15 protein-coding genes are annotated in these 14,514 nt (G+C 73.3%); 9 read left to right on the top strand and 6 right to left on the bottom strand.

All coding sequences use genetic code 11. From position 1 onward, the window contains the following. Positions 1-26 precede the first annotated feature (26 nt). Complete coding sequence (ligD, locus tag ACZ6JY_RS35800; RefSeq protein ID WP_469202869.1) at positions 27-1,058, bottom strand: non-homologous end-joining DNA ligase; 1,032 nt, start codon at positions 1,056-1,058, stop codon at positions 27-29. A 73-nt stretch (positions 1,059-1,131) separates the two neighbouring features. Between ligD and ACZ6JY_RS35805 the strand changes: the two genes are divergently transcribed. The 3 genes from ACZ6JY_RS35805 to ACZ6JY_RS35815 all read left to right on the top strand — a co-directional run bounded on the left by ACZ6JY_RS35805 (position 1,132) and on the right by ACZ6JY_RS35815 (position 5,113). Further along, on the top strand, positions 1,132-2,211 hold the full coding sequence (locus tag ACZ6JY_RS35805) for an ATP-dependent DNA ligase (RefSeq protein WP_469202871.1): 1,080 nt from the start codon (positions 1,132-1,134) through the stop codon (positions 2,209-2,211). 151 nt (positions 2,212-2,362) lie between these two features. After that, complete coding sequence (locus ACZ6JY_RS35810) at positions 2,363-4,153, top strand: hydroxysqualene dehydroxylase (RefSeq protein WP_469202873.1); 1,791 nt, start codon at positions 2,363-2,365, stop codon at positions 4,151-4,153. Positions 4,154-4,183: 30 nt separating this feature from the next. Next, on the top strand, positions 4,184-5,113 hold the full coding sequence (locus ACZ6JY_RS35815; RefSeq protein ID WP_469202875.1) for a DUF3048 domain-containing protein: 930 nt from the start codon (positions 4,184-4,186) through the stop codon (positions 5,111-5,113). A gap of 7 nt (positions 5,114-5,120) precedes the next feature. Here ACZ6JY_RS35815 and ACZ6JY_RS35820 read toward each other — a convergent pair whose 3' ends face one another. Next, positions 5,121-5,582: a MarR family winged helix-turn-helix transcriptional regulator gene (locus ACZ6JY_RS35820; RefSeq protein ID WP_469202943.1), complete on the bottom strand. Its 462-nt coding sequence runs from the start codon at positions 5,580-5,582 to the stop codon at positions 5,121-5,123. A 190-nt stretch (positions 5,583-5,772) separates the two neighbouring features. On the opposite strand from ACZ6JY_RS35820, the gene ACZ6JY_RS35825 reads away from it, so the two are divergent. From ACZ6JY_RS35825 to pcaDC, 6 genes are all read left to right on the top strand, one after another. Further along, a complete protein-coding gene (locus tag ACZ6JY_RS35825) occupies positions 5,773-6,528 on the top strand; it encodes a CoA transferase subunit A (RefSeq protein ID WP_469202877.1) in 756 nt (251 codons plus the stop codon). Beyond that, entirely contained in the window at positions 6,528-7,175 is a 648-nt protein-coding gene (locus tag ACZ6JY_RS35830) for a CoA transferase subunit B (RefSeq protein ID WP_469202879.1), read from the top strand. The genes ACZ6JY_RS35825 and ACZ6JY_RS35830 overlap by 1 nt, the downstream gene beginning before the upstream one ends. A gap of 98 nt (positions 7,176-7,273) precedes the next feature. Beyond that, complete coding sequence (gene pcaH / locus ACZ6JY_RS35835; protein WP_469202881.1) at positions 7,274-8,059, top strand: protocatechuate 3,4-dioxygenase subunit beta; 786 nt, start codon at positions 7,274-7,276, stop codon at positions 8,057-8,059. Further along, positions 8,059-8,646 (top strand): protocatechuate 3,4-dioxygenase subunit alpha, encoded by a 588-nt coding sequence (gene pcaG, locus ACZ6JY_RS35840; protein ID WP_469202882.1) that lies wholly within the window; start codon positions 8,059-8,061, stop codon positions 8,644-8,646. The genes pcaH and pcaG overlap by 1 nt, the downstream gene beginning before the upstream one ends. A 19-nt stretch (positions 8,647-8,665) precedes the next feature. Then, the gene (gene pcaB / locus ACZ6JY_RS35845; protein ID WP_469202884.1) at positions 8,666-10,012 is read left to right on the top strand and encodes a 3-carboxy-cis,cis-muconate cycloisomerase; all 1,347 of its coding nucleotides are present in this window, start codon (positions 8,666-8,668) and stop codon (positions 10,010-10,012) included. Next, positions 10,009-11,136, top strand: coding sequence for a bifunctional 3-oxoadipate enol-lactonase/4-carboxymuconolactone decarboxylase PcaDC (gene pcaDC, locus ACZ6JY_RS35850; RefSeq protein WP_469202886.1), 1,128 nt, complete (start codon positions 10,009-10,011; stop codon positions 11,134-11,136). Before pcaB ends, pcaDC begins: the two co-directional genes overlap by 4 nt. Before the next feature lies 1 nt (position 11,137). Here pcaDC and ACZ6JY_RS35855 read toward each other — a convergent pair whose 3' ends face one another. The 4 genes from ACZ6JY_RS35855 to ACZ6JY_RS35870 form a co-directional block, all read right to left on the bottom strand. Then, on the bottom strand, positions 11,138-12,064 hold the full coding sequence (locus tag ACZ6JY_RS35855; RefSeq protein ID WP_469202888.1) for an RNA polymerase sigma-70 factor: 927 nt from the start codon (positions 12,062-12,064) through the stop codon (positions 11,138-11,140). 68 nt (positions 12,065-12,132) lie between these two features. Continuing rightward, positions 12,133-12,606, bottom strand: coding sequence for a carboxymuconolactone decarboxylase family protein (locus ACZ6JY_RS35860; RefSeq protein WP_469202890.1), 474 nt, complete (start codon positions 12,604-12,606; stop codon positions 12,133-12,135). A gap of 137 nt (positions 12,607-12,743) precedes the next feature. Beyond that, on the bottom strand, positions 12,744-13,676 hold the full coding sequence (locus ACZ6JY_RS35865) for an SDR family oxidoreductase (RefSeq protein WP_469202892.1): 933 nt from the start codon (positions 13,674-13,676) through the stop codon (positions 12,744-12,746). Then, the gene (locus tag ACZ6JY_RS35870) at positions 13,673-14,461 is read right to left on the bottom strand and encodes an SDR family oxidoreductase (protein WP_469202894.1); all 789 of its coding nucleotides are present in this window, start codon (positions 14,459-14,461) and stop codon (positions 13,673-13,675) included. The genes ACZ6JY_RS35865 and ACZ6JY_RS35870 overlap by 4 nt, the downstream gene beginning before the upstream one ends. Between the last annotated feature and the right edge of the window lie 53 nt (positions 14,462-14,514).

Genomic DNA, 14,514 nt, shown 5'->3' on the forward strand with positions numbered 1-14,514 from the left:
GCCCCCCGCGGTGAGCACCGGCCGGGTCAGTCCTCGTGTCTGGCCCGGCTCGGCTGTACCCGCTTCGGTTCGCCCGGCATCTTCGGGTACTCCGGCGGATACGGGAGATCGCCGAGGCCGTGCTCGCGCTCGTCCTTGTTGGCCAGGTCGAGCAGGGCGTCGAGCGTGTAAGCCTGGTCGTCCATGCCGGCGTGGACGTCGCCGACCTCGGCGAACCGCGCCGGCATGGTGGCGATGTCGAAGTCCTCGGGGCGGGCGTCCTCGACCTCCTCCCACCGCAGCGGCGCCGATACCGGGGCGTGCGGGCGGGCGCGGACCGAGTAGGCGGAGGCGATGGTGCGGTCCCTGGCCGTCTGGTTGTAGTCCACGAAGATCTTCGCCCCGCGCTCCTCCTTCCACCAGGCGGTGGTGACCGCGTCCGGCATCCGGCGCTCCAGCTCCCGCCCGACGGCGATGGCGGCGCGCCGTACCTGCGTGAAGGTCCAGCGCGGCTCGATCGGCACGAAGACGTGCAGCCCTCGCCCGCCGGAGGTCTTGGGCCGGCCCTCGAGTCCGCCGAACTCATCGAGGACGGCACGCAGTTCATGCGCGGCCCGCACCGCGTCGGCGTAGTCGGTGCCGGGCTGCGGGTCGAGGTCGATGCGGAGTTCGTCGGGGTGGTCGAGGTCGCCGCGCCGGACCGGCCAGGGGTGGAAGGTGAGGGCGTTGTACTGGACGGCCCAGATGACGGCGGCCAGCTCCGTGGGGCACATCTCGTCGGCGGTACGGCCGCTGGGGAAGGCGATGGTGGCGGTGGGAATCCACTCGGGGTGATTCTTGGGGACCCGCTTCTGGTAGAAGAACTCCCCGGCCGCCCCCTCCGGGTAACGCTGCAAGGTCGTGGGCCGGTTCCGCAGCGCGCGGAGGATGCCGGGGCCGACGGCCACGAAGTACCGGGCGACGTCCAGCTTGGTGAACCCGCGCTCGGCGAAGACGACGCGATCGGGACTGGAGAGCCGCACTTTCCGCTCCCCGGTGTCGATCTCCACGGCCGGGCTCTTGCCCTTCGCTTCACCCATGGGGCCACGCTAAGCGGGGCGGACATTCACCGCACACCGGGCGGTATGGGTGAACCCCTCGTACGTTTGGACCATGGATCTGCCGGTGATGCCGCCCGTGAAGCCCATGCTCGCCAAGCCCGTGGCGAAGATTCCGCCGGGCATGCAGTACGAGGCCAAGTGGGACGGGTTCCGCGCCATCGTGTTCCGGGACGGGGACGAGCTGGAGGTCGGCAGCCGGACGGGGAAGCCGCTGACCCGTTACTTCCCCGAGCTGGTGGCGGCGCTGCGGGAGCGGCTGCCCGCGCGCTGCGTGCTGGACGGCGAGGTCGTGATCGCGCGGGACGGGCACCTCGACTTCGACGCGCTCAGCGAACGCATCCACCCGGCGGCCTCGCGCGTCGCGACGCTCGCCGAGCGCACGCCCGCCTCCTTCGTCGCCTTCGACATGCTGGCGCTGGGGGACGAGGGCCTGCTCGACACCCGGATGGCAGACCGCCGTGCCCGCCTCGTCGAGGCGCTTGACGGGGTGACGCCGCCGGTCCACGTGGCGCCGGCGACCACGGACATCGACGTGGCGCGGCGCTGGTTCGACCAGTTCGAGGGCGCGGGCCTGGACGGTGTCATCGCCAAGCCGCTCGACCTGCGCTACCGCCAGAACGAACGCTCCATGTTCAAGATCAAGCATGAGCGCACGGCGGACTGCGTGGTCGCCGGTTACCGCTTCCACAAGAGCGGGCCCGTCGTCGGCTCGCTCCTTCTCGGCCTGTACGACGACGCCGGCACCCTCCAGCACGTGGGCGTGGCCGCCGCGTTCTCCATGGTGCGGCGGGCCGAACTGATCGACGAGCTGGAGCCGCTGCGGATGGAGTCCGCCGGGGACCATCCCTGGGCGGCCTGGGGCGATGAGGCGGCCCACGAGCAGGCGCGGATGCCGGGGGCGCCGAGCCGCTGGACGGGGAAGAAGGACCTGTCGTGGGTGCCGCTGCGCCCGGAGCGGGTCTGCGAGGTCGCGTACGACCACATGGAGAACGGGCAGCGCTTCCGCCACACGGCGAGGTTCCGCGCCTGGCGCCCCGACCGCGACGCGGAGAGCTGCACGTACGCCCAGTTGGAGGAGCCGGTCTCCTACTCCCTCGCGGATGTGCTCGGCGGCCCCGAGAGCCACCGCTGAGCCCACCGGCCGCTTCGAGCCCCGCGGCCACCCCCGGCACCGTAATCACGCCAATGTGCGATCACGCACGCCCGTGCCTTCCACCCCGTCGGGCGCGACCGTATGCTCCACCGCCTGACACGCCAGTTACCGACGGTAAGGGGGACGGGGCATGGGGCACAGCGGTGCCGGGGGAAGCACGAGGCGGGGGTTCGTCGCGGGGGCCGCGGCGGTCGGCGGGGCCGCGGCTCTGGGCGTGGGGCCCGGCGCGGTGCCCGCGAGGGCGAAGGCGGGCGCCGCGGAGGCGAAGCAGTCCGTGGCCGTGCTGGGCGGCGGGGTCGCGGGGCTCACGGCCGCCCATGAACTGGCCGAGCGCGGCTTCGACGTCACGGTCTACGAACGCAGGGCGCTCGGCGGCAAGGCCCGCAGCATGGACGTGCCGGACAGCGCGAAGGGCGGGCGGAAGCCGCTGCCGGGCGAGCACGGCTTCCGCTTCATTCCCGGGATCTATCACAACCTTCCGGACACCATGCGGCGCATCCCCTTCCCCGGGAACGCCCACGGCGTCTGGGACAACCTCGTCGCCCCGCGCGAGATGTCGTTCGCGCGCACAGGCCGCGAGGATCTGCGGATGCCGATTCCGTGGCCGGGTTCCGAGCCCGAGCGGCTCACCCTGGACGACATCGCGCGGGCCCTGACCGCCCTGCTCGACACGGCCTTCCATCTGCCGGGCCACGAGATCGCGTACTTCGTGAACCGCGCCCTGGTCTTCCTCACGAGCTGCGACGAGCGCCGGGACGACGACTGGGAGTCGACACCCTGGTGGGACTTCGTGCGGGCCGAGCGGATGTCGAAGGACTACCAGCGCATCCTGGCGGTCGGCATCACCCGCAACATCGTGGCGACCAAGGCCGAGGTGGCGAGCACCCGCACCGTCGGCACGCTCGGCGAGGCCTTCGTCCTCAACGCGCTCGGCCAGGGCGCGGACGGCCCGCCGGACCGGCTGCTCAACGCCCCCACGAACGAGGCCTGGATCGATCCGTGGGTGGCGCTTCTGGAGTCCCTCGGTGTGCGGTTCCGGATCGGCTGGACCGTGCGCGAGCTGGGGTTCGGCGGCGGCCGGATCACCAAGGCCGTCATCGAGGACCCGGACGGCGTACGGCGTGACGTCACCGCCGACCACTACGTCCAGGCCATGCCGGTGGAGCACGCGCGCAGGACGTGGGGCGCCGCCCTGAAGGCGGCGGACCCGCAGCTCGCGCGCTGCGACAAGCTTCAGACGGACTGGATGACCGGCATCCAGTTCTATCTGACCGAGCGACCGCCGGTGGTGAAGGGCCACTTCAACTGCATCGACTCGCCCTGGTCGCTGACCGGCATCGCGCAGGCGGGCCACTGGCCGGGCCGTGACTTCGCCGCCGACTACGGCGACGGCGTCGCGGTCGAGTGCCTGTCGGTGGACATCTCCGAGTGGGACAAGCCGGGCATGCTCTACGGCAAGACGGCCAAGCAGTGCACCGGGGACGAGGTCGCCAAGGAGGTGTGGGCACAGCTCAAGGCCGCGCTGAACGAGACGGGCAGGACGGTGCTGAGCGACGGCAAGCTGCACTCGTGGTTCCTCGACCCGGGCGTCGACGGCCTCGGCACACCGCACCCCACCAACGAGGACGAACTCCTCATCCACCCCGTCGGCACCTTCCACAACCGCCCCTCGGCGGCGACGAAGATCCCGAACCTCTTCCTCGCCGGCGACTACGTCTCCGTCGACATCGACCTCGCGACGATGGAGGGCGCCAACGCCGCGGCCCGCCAGGCCGTCAACGCCCTGCTGCGGCAGTCCGGTTCGGACCAGAAGCCGTGCACGGTGACGCCGCTGTTCCGGCCCCCGGCGATCGAGCTCGCCAAGCGCCACGACCGCACCCGCCACCGGCTGGGTCTGCGCAACGCTCTCGATCTGGGCTGAGACCGGCACCGCATGGGGTAAGACGTACGCATGAGACGGTTGGCGCGGACGCGGGCAGGGGCCGGGGCGGTGGCGCTCGTCGCCCTGGCCGTCGGGTGCACGGTGCAGACCGACGGGAACGGGGCTCCGGGTGCCCGTGGAAGCGGCGGCTCCGTGCTCGCCGTGAAGATCGACAACGTAGGCGCGGCGCGCCCGCAGACCGGCATCGACGCGGCCGACGTCATCTACGTGGAGCAGGTGGAGGCCGGGCTCACCCGGCTGATGGCGGTGTTCGCCTCCGAGCTGCCCGCCGTGGTCGGCCCGGTGCGCAGCGCGCGCGAGACCGACCTCGAACTCCTGCGGCAGTTCGACCGTCCCGTACTCGCCTTCTCCGGGGCGCAGTCGAAGCTCCTGCCGCTGATCGACGGCTCGCCCCTGCGGGCCCTGCCGCCGGGCAAGGCGCCCGGTGGCGCCTACTACCGGGGTGGCGGCAGGGCCGCGCCGCACAACCTCTTCGTACGGCCGAAGGCCCTGGACACCGACGCGCGGGCGGGGGCGCTGGAGAGCACCGGGTTCCGGTTCGGCCCCCGTCCCTCGGGCGGTACACCGGAGACCCGGCGGACGGTGCGGTTCCCCGCGGCGCGCTTCGCGTTCGACTGGGTGGAGTACGAGGGGCGCTGGCGCGTGGCCATGGACGGGACACGGGCGCGTACGTCCGACGGCGAGGAGCTGCGCCCTTCCACGGTGGTCGTGCAGTACGTGAAGGTGCGTCCTTCCCGCTTCCACGACCGCTCGGGCAGCGTCTCCCCGTTCACCGAGACGGTGGGCGAGGGCAAGGCGCGCGTCCTGCGGGACGGGCGTGGCTACGAAGCGCGCTGGGAGCGTCCGTCGGCCGGGCAGGGCACGCGGTTCACGACGCCCGGCGGCAAACCGCTGCCGTTCGCCAAGGGCCAGGTATGGGTCGTGTACGCGAAGGCGTGAGCGCCGCTCAGGCCTTCGCCAGGGGCTCTCCGGGGTGGCGCAGGTCCTCCGCCGCGTCCGCGACGCGGCGGATCAGGTCGAAGAAGACGGCCTGCTCGTCGGCGGAGAGCGGGCCCAGGAACACCTGGTTCATCCGGGCCGTGCGCACGGTCAGCCTGGCGTGCGTGCGCCTGCCGTCGTCGGTGAGCCGCAGCAGATAGCGGCGGCCGTCCTGCGGGTCGCGGACCTTGTCGAGCAGCTCGCGGCGGATCAGCCGGCTGATGACCTCGGCGATGGTGGAGCGGTCGAGGCCCACCCGCTCCCCCACGGTGCGCTGGTCGAGGCCGGGCTCGGCGACGAGGGCGTTGAGCACCGCGAACTGCGGCGAGGTGATCTCCTCGGAGACCATCGTGTTCCACAGGAGGTAGTGCGCCTGTTGCAGGCGCCGGGCCAGGTGCCCGGGGTGGGTGGCGAGATCCACCGCGGCCATGGGGTCCTCCGCTTCCGCGTCCGTATGCATCGGTGCGTCCGTATTCATCGGTGCACTGAACGATACCCGTACATCCGGCGGGACGTCTCCCCTCTTGTCAGGGAGTTCGCGCTCTCCTATCCTCACCGAAATAGTCAGTGCCCTGATTAATTTCCTGATTGACCGGGGCCGGAAGAGAGGGGCCGCGCGGATGGACAAGGTGGTGGCCACGGCCGCCGAAGCGGTGGCCGACGCCCGCGACGGGGCGTCGTTCGCCGTCGGCGGCTTCGGCCTCAGCGGCGTGCCGAACGAACTGATACGGGCGCTGCACGCCGCCGGGGTCTCGGACCTGCGGGTGGTGTCCAACAACTGCGGGGCCATGGACTCGGGCCTCGCGGTGCTCCTTGCGGCGGGCCGCATCGCCCGCGTCACCGGCTCCTACATCGGGGCCAACAAGGAGTTCGCCCGGCAGTACCTCGGCGGCGAACTGGAGGTCGAGATGATCCCGCAGGGCACGCTCGCCGAACGGCTGCGGGCGGGTGGCGCGGGCATCCCCGCGTTCTACACCCCGGCCGGAGTGGGCACCCAGGTCGCCGAGGGCGGTCTGCCGTGGCGCTATGACGGCGAGGGCGGCGTCGCGCTGGCGTCCCCGGCCAAGGAGACACGGGAGTTCGACGGCGCCGAGTACGTCCTGGAGCACGGCATCCGCACCGACTTCGCGCTGGTCCGCGCCGCCCGGGGCGACCGGCACGGCAACCTCACCTTCCACAAGGCGGCCCGCAACTTCAACCCCCTGGCGGCGATGGCGGGCCGCGTCACCGTCGCGGAGGTGGAGGAGCTGGTCGAGCCCGGCGGGATCGACCCGGACGCGGTGCATCTGCCCGGCATCTTCGTGCAGCGCGTCGTCGCGCTCACCCCGGAGCAGGCGGCGGACAAGCGGATCGAGAAGCGGACGGTGAGCGGCTGATGTCCTGGACCCGTGAGCAGATGGCCGCCCGCGCCGCGCGCGAGCTGAGGGACGGCCAGTACGTCAACCTCGGCATCGGACTGCCGACGCTCATCCCCAACCACCTCCCGCCGGACGTGCACGTCGTCCTGGAGTCGGAGAACGGCATCCTCGGAGTGGGGCCCTACCCGGACGAGTCCGAGGTCGACCCGGATCTGATCAACGCGGGCAAGGAGACCGTGACCGTGCTGCCCGGCGCCTCCTACTTCGACTCCGCGCTCTCCTTCGGGATGATCCGCGGCGGCCACATCGACGTGGCCGTGCTCGGCGCGATGCAGGTCTCCGCGCGCGGGGACCTCGCCAACTGGGCCGTGCCCGGCAAGATGATCACCGGGATCGGCGGGGCGATGGACCTGGTGCACGGCGCCCGCAACGTCATCGTCGTCATGACCCACACCGCCAAGGGCGGCTCCCCGAAGATCCTCGATGAGTGCGCGCTGCCGCTCACCGGCAAGGGCTGCGTCGACCGCATCATCACCGACCTCGGCGTCCTCGACGTCACCGAGCAGGGGCTGCGGCTCGTCGAACTGGCCCCGTCCGTCCCGGTCGACGAACTGACCTCGCGGACCGCCGCCCACGTCCACGTCCCGGACGGAGTCCCGTCATGAGCCCGCGTGACGTCCGCGTCGTCGACGCCCAGGGCCCGGCCCTGGTTCTCGAACGCTGATCCGCACCTCCTCCGCCACGCCTCATGGAGCCGTACGAGATGACGATGACCACCTCCACCCCCCAGCCCCTCCCCGAGGGGCTCACCCAGGGCGCGATAGACGCCGAGGTCGCCAAGGCGCAGGCCGCTTCGGTGCCGGGGGCGCACCATCCGCCCCGTGACTACCCGCCCTACCGCAGCAGCCACTTCCGCCACCCGAAGCAGCCGCTGGTGCCGCTGCGGGACCCCGAGGCGGTGGAGCTGAGCGGTCCCGCGTTCGGCGTCACCGATGTGACCGCCCTGGACCGCGACCTGACGCGGCAGCACCCGGGCGAACCGCTCGGCGAGCGGATCACCGTCGGCGGCCGGGTCCTCGACCGCGCCGGGCGCCCCGTGCGCGGCCAGCTCGTCGAGCTCTGGCAGGCCAACGCCTCGGGGCGCTACGCGCACCAGCTCGACCAGCATCCGGCGCCGCTCGACCCGAACTTCACGGGCTTCGGCCGGTGTCTGACCGACGACGAGGGCCGGTACTCCTTCACGACCGTCAAGCCGGGCGCCTACCCGTGGCGCAACCACGTCAACGCCTGGCGGCCCGCGCACATCCACTTCTCGCTCTTCGGCACGGCGTTCACACAGCGCCTCGTCACTCAGATGTACTTCCCGGGTGACCCGCTCTTCCCCTACGACCCGGTCCTGCGCTCGGTGACCGACCCAGCCGCGCGGGAGCGCCTCGTCTGCGCCTACGACCACGACCTGTCCGTCCCCGAGTGGTCGCTCGGCCACCGCTGGGACATCGTCCTTGACGGCCCCTGTGCGACCCTCTTCGAGGAAGGCGACCCCCGCTGATGACCTCCCCGCCGACGACGCCGTCCGCCGCGTCCGCCAGCGCCCCCACGCCCTCCCAGACCATCGGCCCCTTCTACGGCTACGCGCTGCCCTTCCCCGGCGGCGGCGACGTCGCGCCCGCGGGGCACCCGGAGACCATCACGCTGCACGGGTACGTGTACGACGGCGCGGGGCAGCCGGTGCCCGACGCCCTGATCGAGACCTGGCAGCCCGGACCGGACGGCTCCCGGTCGGGCGCGCCGGGATCGCTGCGGCACGACCCCGTCACCGGGCGGGTCGTCGGGCGTGACGGTGTCGCGTTCACCGGCTTCGGCCGGGTGCCGACCGACGCGGACGGCCACTGGGCGGTACGGACGCTGCCGCCGGGAGGCGTCTCATACATCTCGCTCGCCGTGTTCGCGCGGGGGCTGCTGCATCACCTGTATACGCGGGCGTACCTGGTGGACGAGCCGGGCGACGCGCTCCTGTCCGCCCTGGACGGGCAGCGGCGTGCCACGCTCATCGCAGAGGCCGGGCCGGATCGCACGTACCGCTTCGACATCCGTCTCCAAGGGCCCGGCGAAACGGCCTTCCTGGAGTTCTCATGACGGTTTTCCGGGAGTTCTCATGAGCGGGTTGTTCTCCCCCGGGTGGGCGGGCTCGGCAGCCGAGGAGGCGACCGGCGACGACGCCTTCCTGCGGGCCCTGCTCGACGCTGAGGCGGCCCTGACGCGCGCTCAGGCCGCGGTGGGTCTGGCGCCCCGCGAGGCCGCCGCGGCGGTCACGTCGGCGGCCTCCGACACGGCCCGCTTCGACACCCGCTCGATCGCCCTGCGCGCGCGGGCGGGCGGAAACCCGGTGATCCCCCTGGTGGCCGACCTGACGGCGGCGGTACCCGCGGAGGCCGCGCCGCACGTCCACCGGGGCGCGACGAGCCAGGACATCCTCGACACGGCGTTGATGCTGGTGGCCACGCGGACGCTGGACCCGCTCCTCGCCGACCTGACCCGTACGGAACGCGCCCTGGCCCGCCTCGCGGCGGAGCACCGGGACACGGTCCTGCCGGGCCGCACGCTCACCCAGCACGCGGTGCCGACGACACTCGGGCTGAAGGCTGCGGGCTGGCGGTCACTGGTGCTGGACGCCAGGGACCGGTTGGTGCGGGCACGGGAGGGGCTGCCGGTGCAGTTGGGGGGAGCGGCGGGGACGCTGGCCGCGTTCCGGGCGTACGCCTCGCCCGAGGCGCCGTCGGCCACGCGGGACGGTGACATCGGGCAGGCACTGGTCGCCGCCTACGCGCGTGAACTGCCGCTCGCCGAGCCGCCGTTGCCCTGGCACACGCTGCGTACCCCCGTGGCCGACCTCGCCGCCGCCCTCGCCGTCGCCGCGGGGGCGCTCGGCAAGGCCGCGGTCGATGTCCTCACGCTCTCCCGTACCGAGATCGCCGAGGTCTCCGAGGGGTCGGGGGGCGGTTCGTCCGCCATGCCGCACAAGGCCAACCCCGTGCGCGCCACGCTCATCGCCGCCGCCGCGCGCCGCGCGCCCTCTCTCGCGGCCACCCTGCTCGGCTCGCTGGTCGCGGAGGACGAGCGGCCCCCGGGTGCCTGGCACGCCGAGTGGGAGCCACTGCGTGACCTGCTCCGTCTGGTGGGCGGCGCGGCCCGCGACGCGGCCGAGCTCACCGAGGGGCTGCGCGTCCACCCGGAGGCCATGCGTGCGCACCTGGACCTGACGGAGGGGCTGATCGTGTCGGAGCGGCTCGTGGCCGCGCTCGCGCCACGGGTCGGCAGGGCGCGGGCGAAGGAGCTGGTGACGGACGCGGCCCGGCGCGCACGGGCGGACGGGCGGCCGCTCGCGGAGGCCCTGGGCGAGGAGCCCGCCCTGGCCGGCGTCGACCTCACCGAACTCACCGACCCCACCCACTACACCGGCTCCGCCGGCCCCCTGACCGACCGTGCCCTGGAGCGACGTTGACCCACGAGAACCTGCCGCATCACACCGTCGAGGGCGCCGACACCGCGCCCCCGCTGCTGCTCGGCCCCTCCCTCGGCACATCGAGCCGGCTCTGGGACGGTGTCGCGCCCGCGCTGTCCACCGCTCATCGCGTCGTGCGGTGGGACCTGCCCGGCCACGGCCGCTCCCCCGCCGGGCTGATCGGGCCCGGCGCGACCGTCGCCGACCTCGCCGGGCTCGTGCTCGGGCTCGCCGACTCGCTCGGCATCGACCGCTTCGCGTACGCGGGGGTGTCGATCGGTGGCGCCGTCGGGCTGCACCTCGCGGTCCATCACCCCGAGCGGGTGACGGGCCTCGCCGCGATCTGCTCCTCGGCGCACTTCGGCGGCCGTGAGCCGTGGGAACGGCGGGCGGCGGCCGTGCGCCGCGCCGGCCTCGCCGAACTGGCGGACGCGGCCCCCGGGCGCTGGTTCACGCCCGGGTTCACCGTGCCCGCCCTGGTGGCGGACCACCGGGCCGCCGATACGGGCGCGTACGCCGCGTGCTGCGACGCCCTGGCCGCGTACGACCTGCGGGAGTCCCTGGCGGCGATCGGCGCGCCGACCCTGGTGATCGCCGGGCGCGAGGACCCGGCGACCCCGCCCTCCCACGCCCGGGAGATCGCCGACGCGGTGCCCGGCGCGTCCCTCGTGGAGCTCGCGGGGGCCTCGCACCTGGCGCCCGCCGAGCGCCCGGACGCCGTGGCCGCCGCCCTGCGCGCACACTTCGCGGGGCTCTCGGCCCAGGGCGGGACGGCCGTCCGGCGGGCCGTGCTCGGCGACGCGCACGTGGACCGCGCGCTGGCGAACACCACGCCGTTCACGGCCCGCTTCCAGGACTTCATCTCCCGCTACGCCTGGGGCGAGATCTGGACCGACCCGACGCTGGCCCGCCGCGAGCGCAGCATGATCACGCTGACCGCGCTGGTCGCCCACGGCCACCTCGACGAGCTGGCGATGCACGTCCGCGCCGCCCGGCGCAACGGCCTCACCCCCGAGGAGATCGGCGCGGTCCTGCTCCAGACGGCGGTCTACTGCGGGGTCCCCGCGGCCAACTCGGCGTTCGCGGTGGCCCAGCGGGTGCTCGCGGAGGAGGAGCGGTCGTAGGTCACTTCGGAGGCGTCCGGCCCGCCTTCTTCAGCTCGTGGTGGAGGGCCCACGCGTCCGCCACCGGACCCACGTGCCCGAGCTTGTCGGGGTTGACCACCATGCGGATCGCCTGGATCCGGCCCTCGATCACGTCGAGCGCCCACGTGTGCAGGACCCTGCCGTCCCGGTCGCGGAAGACCGCGCCCGGCTGGCCGTTGACCTCCTGCGGCGCGAAGGTGACGTCGATCCAGGCCATCCGGGGGATGACGGCGGCGAGCAGCCGCGCCACGTTCTGCGCGCCGAAGATGGACCTGGCGAGCTGCGGCGTCTTGCCGCCGCCGTCGCCGACCAGCGACACGTCGGCGGCGAGCAGTTCCCGCAGCCCGTCGACGTCGCCCTCGCGCAGGGCGTCGAAGAACCGCGCCGACAGCGCCTCCCGCTCCTCGCGGTCCGCCTCGAAACGCGGGCGGCCGGCCCGCATGTGCCCCCGCGCCCGCACCAGGAGCTGCCGGCACGCCGGCTCCGAACGCCCCACCGCCGCGGCCACCTCGTCGAACCCGAAGCCGAACACCTCACGCAGCACGAACACCGCCCGCTCCAGCGGGCTGAGCCGCTCCATGAGCAGCAGGGCGGCCATGGAGACGGAGTCCGCCAGCTCCGCCGAGCGCGCCGGGTCCTCGTACGGGTCGCTGAGCAGCGGCTCGGGGAACCAGGGGCCCACGTACTGCTCGCGCCTCGCCCGCGCGGAGCGCAGCACGTCGATCGAGACGCGTGTCACCGCCGCCGACAGGAACGCCTTGGTCGACTCGGGCCGGGTCGGCGAGGCGTCGAAGCGCAGCCAGGTCTCCTGGACGGCGTCCTCGGCCTCGGCCACGCTGCCGAGGACGCGGTAGGCGATGGAGAAGAGCAGCGGCCGCAGCTCCTCGAACTCCTCGATCTTGCTCACGCGTATTCCCTTTCTCCCCGTGGCCCGGGGCCCCTTGACGGGCCCCGGGCCGGTCGCCGCCGTCGCGGTCAGTGCACCTGTCCGACCACGTAGTCGCCCGCGGGCCGCCGGGCGATGACGTTGAGCCGGTTCGCCATGTTCATCATGGAGATCAGCACGACGAGGGTGGCCAACTGCTCCTGGTCGTAGTGCTCGGCGGCCTTCTCCCAGGCCTCGTCGCCCACGCCACCGGACCCGTCCGCGATCCGGGTCCCCGCCTCCGCGAGCTCCAGCGCGGCACGCTCGGCCTCAGTGAAGACCGTGGCCTCGCGCCACGCCACCACCAGGTTCAGCCGCAGGGCGGTCTCTCCCGCGGCGGCGGCCTCCTTGGTGTGCATGTCGATGCAGGCGGCGCAGCCGTTGATCTGGCTGACGCGCAGCGCCACCAGTTCCTGGACGGCGTCCGGCAGCGGTGACTCCTTGAGCGCCTTGTGGCACGCTATGAAGTGCTTGAAGATCTTGCCGGCGGTGGGGCTGGCGAAGTAGTCGAGTCGCGCGTCCATGGTGTGCTCCTTGTGTTCGTCCGTTGGCTACACCCCCGAGACGAGGCAGCCCGGCCTCCTGTGACACGGACGCGAGTGAGCTGGATCACGCGGCTCGGGCGCGGGCCCTCAGCGCGCCCCGTACACCGCCGCGGGCCTCAGCGCGCCCCGTACACCGGCCGCGGCTCCTGCGCGTCGGCGAGGAGTCCCAGCGCCGTCTCGCCCGCCTCGGCCGGGGTCCAGCGGGCGCCCTTGTCGGCGGTCGGGCCCGGACGCCAGCCCTCCATGACGGTGATGCGTCCGGCCTCGGCCTCGAAGACCCGTCCGGTGACGCCCGCGGACGCGGTGGAGCCGAGCCACACGACGAGCGGTGACACGTTCTCCGGTGCCATCGCGTCGAATCCGCCGTCCCGGGGCGCGGCCATGGCGCCGGCGAAGGTCTGTTCGGTCATGCGGGTACGGGCGGCCGGGGCGATGGCGTTGACGCGCACTCCGTAGGGGGCCAGTTCGGCGGCGGCCACCAGGGTGAGGCCCAGAATCCCGGCCTTGGCCGCGCTGTAGTTGCCCTGACCGACGCTGCCGAGCAGACCCGCTCCGGAGCTGGTGTTGACCACGCACGCGTGCGGCACGCGCCCGGCCTTGGCCTCGGCCCGCCAGTGCGCCGCCGCGTGCTTCAGGGGAAGGAAGTGGCCCTTGAGATGGACGCGCAGCACGGCGTCCCAGTCGTCCTCGTCGAGGTTGACCAGCATTCGGTCGCGCAGGAACCCCGCGTTGTTGACGAGCGCGTCGAGCCGGCCGTACGTGTCGAGGGCGGTCCGCACGAGCGAGGCGGCGCCCTCGGGCGTGGCGATGTCCCCTCCGTGCGCGACCGCTTCGCCGCCGGCCGCGCGGATCTCGTCGACCACGTCGTGGGCGGGGCCCTGGGCTCCTCCTTTGCCGCCGGGTCCGTCCGAGCCGTCGGCCCGTACCCCGAGGTCGTTGACGACGACACGGGCGCCTTCGGCCGCGTGGGCGAGCGCGTGCGCGCGGCCGAGGCCACGTCCAGCGCCCGTGACGGCCACGACGCGGCCCTCGCAGATTCCTGACGTCATGAGACCGCTCCTCCGTACGTCTGGTGGTGGGCGGACGCCGCGTCCAGGAACGCGGGGCGCTCTCCGCCGCCGTGCAGGTGGAGCGCGGCGCCGCTGATGTACTTGGCGCTGTCCGAGGCGAGGAACACGCAGGCGTCGCCGACGTCGGAGGGCTCGGCGAGGCGGCCGAGCGGCACGGTGCGGGCGACCCGCGCGACGCCCGCCTCGTCGCCGTAGTGGACGTGGGCGCTCTCGGTGCGGGCGAGGCCGAGCACGACGGTGTTGACGCGCACGGCCGGGGCCCATTCGACCGCCATGGTCCGCGCGAGGTTCTCCAGACCGGCCTTCGCGGCACCGTAGGCCCCGCTGCCGGGCGAGGGGCGGGTGCCGCTGACGCTGCCGATCATCGTGACGCTGCCGCCGGTGTCCTGGGCGCGCATCACCTCGTAGGCGGCGAGCGAGGCGTAGAGCGGGGCGAGCAGGTTCAGTTCGACGATCTTGGCCTGGCGGGCGGGGTCCGTGTCGGCGAGCAGGCCGTAGGGCGTGCCGCCCGCGTTGTTCACCAGGGCGTCCAGCGTGCCGTGGTCGGCGGCGACTTCGGCGAAGAAGGTGTGGGCGGCCGCCGCGTCGCGCAGGTCGAGTGGCCGGAACTCCGCGGTGGCGCCCGCTTCTTGGACCGGCCGCTCGGGCGGCCTGCGGGCGCAGACGACGACGCGGGCGCCGGTGGCGAGGAAACTCCGGGCGATACCGGCGCCGACGCCGCGGGTGCCGCCGGTGACGACGACCACCTGTCGGGTGTCAGTCATCGCTGCTACCTTTCCAACTAACAAATGTTTGGTTGAAGGCGTGTGGGTGAAAG

It is taken from the genome of Streptomyces sp. NPDC046335 (genome assembly GCF_055587985.1).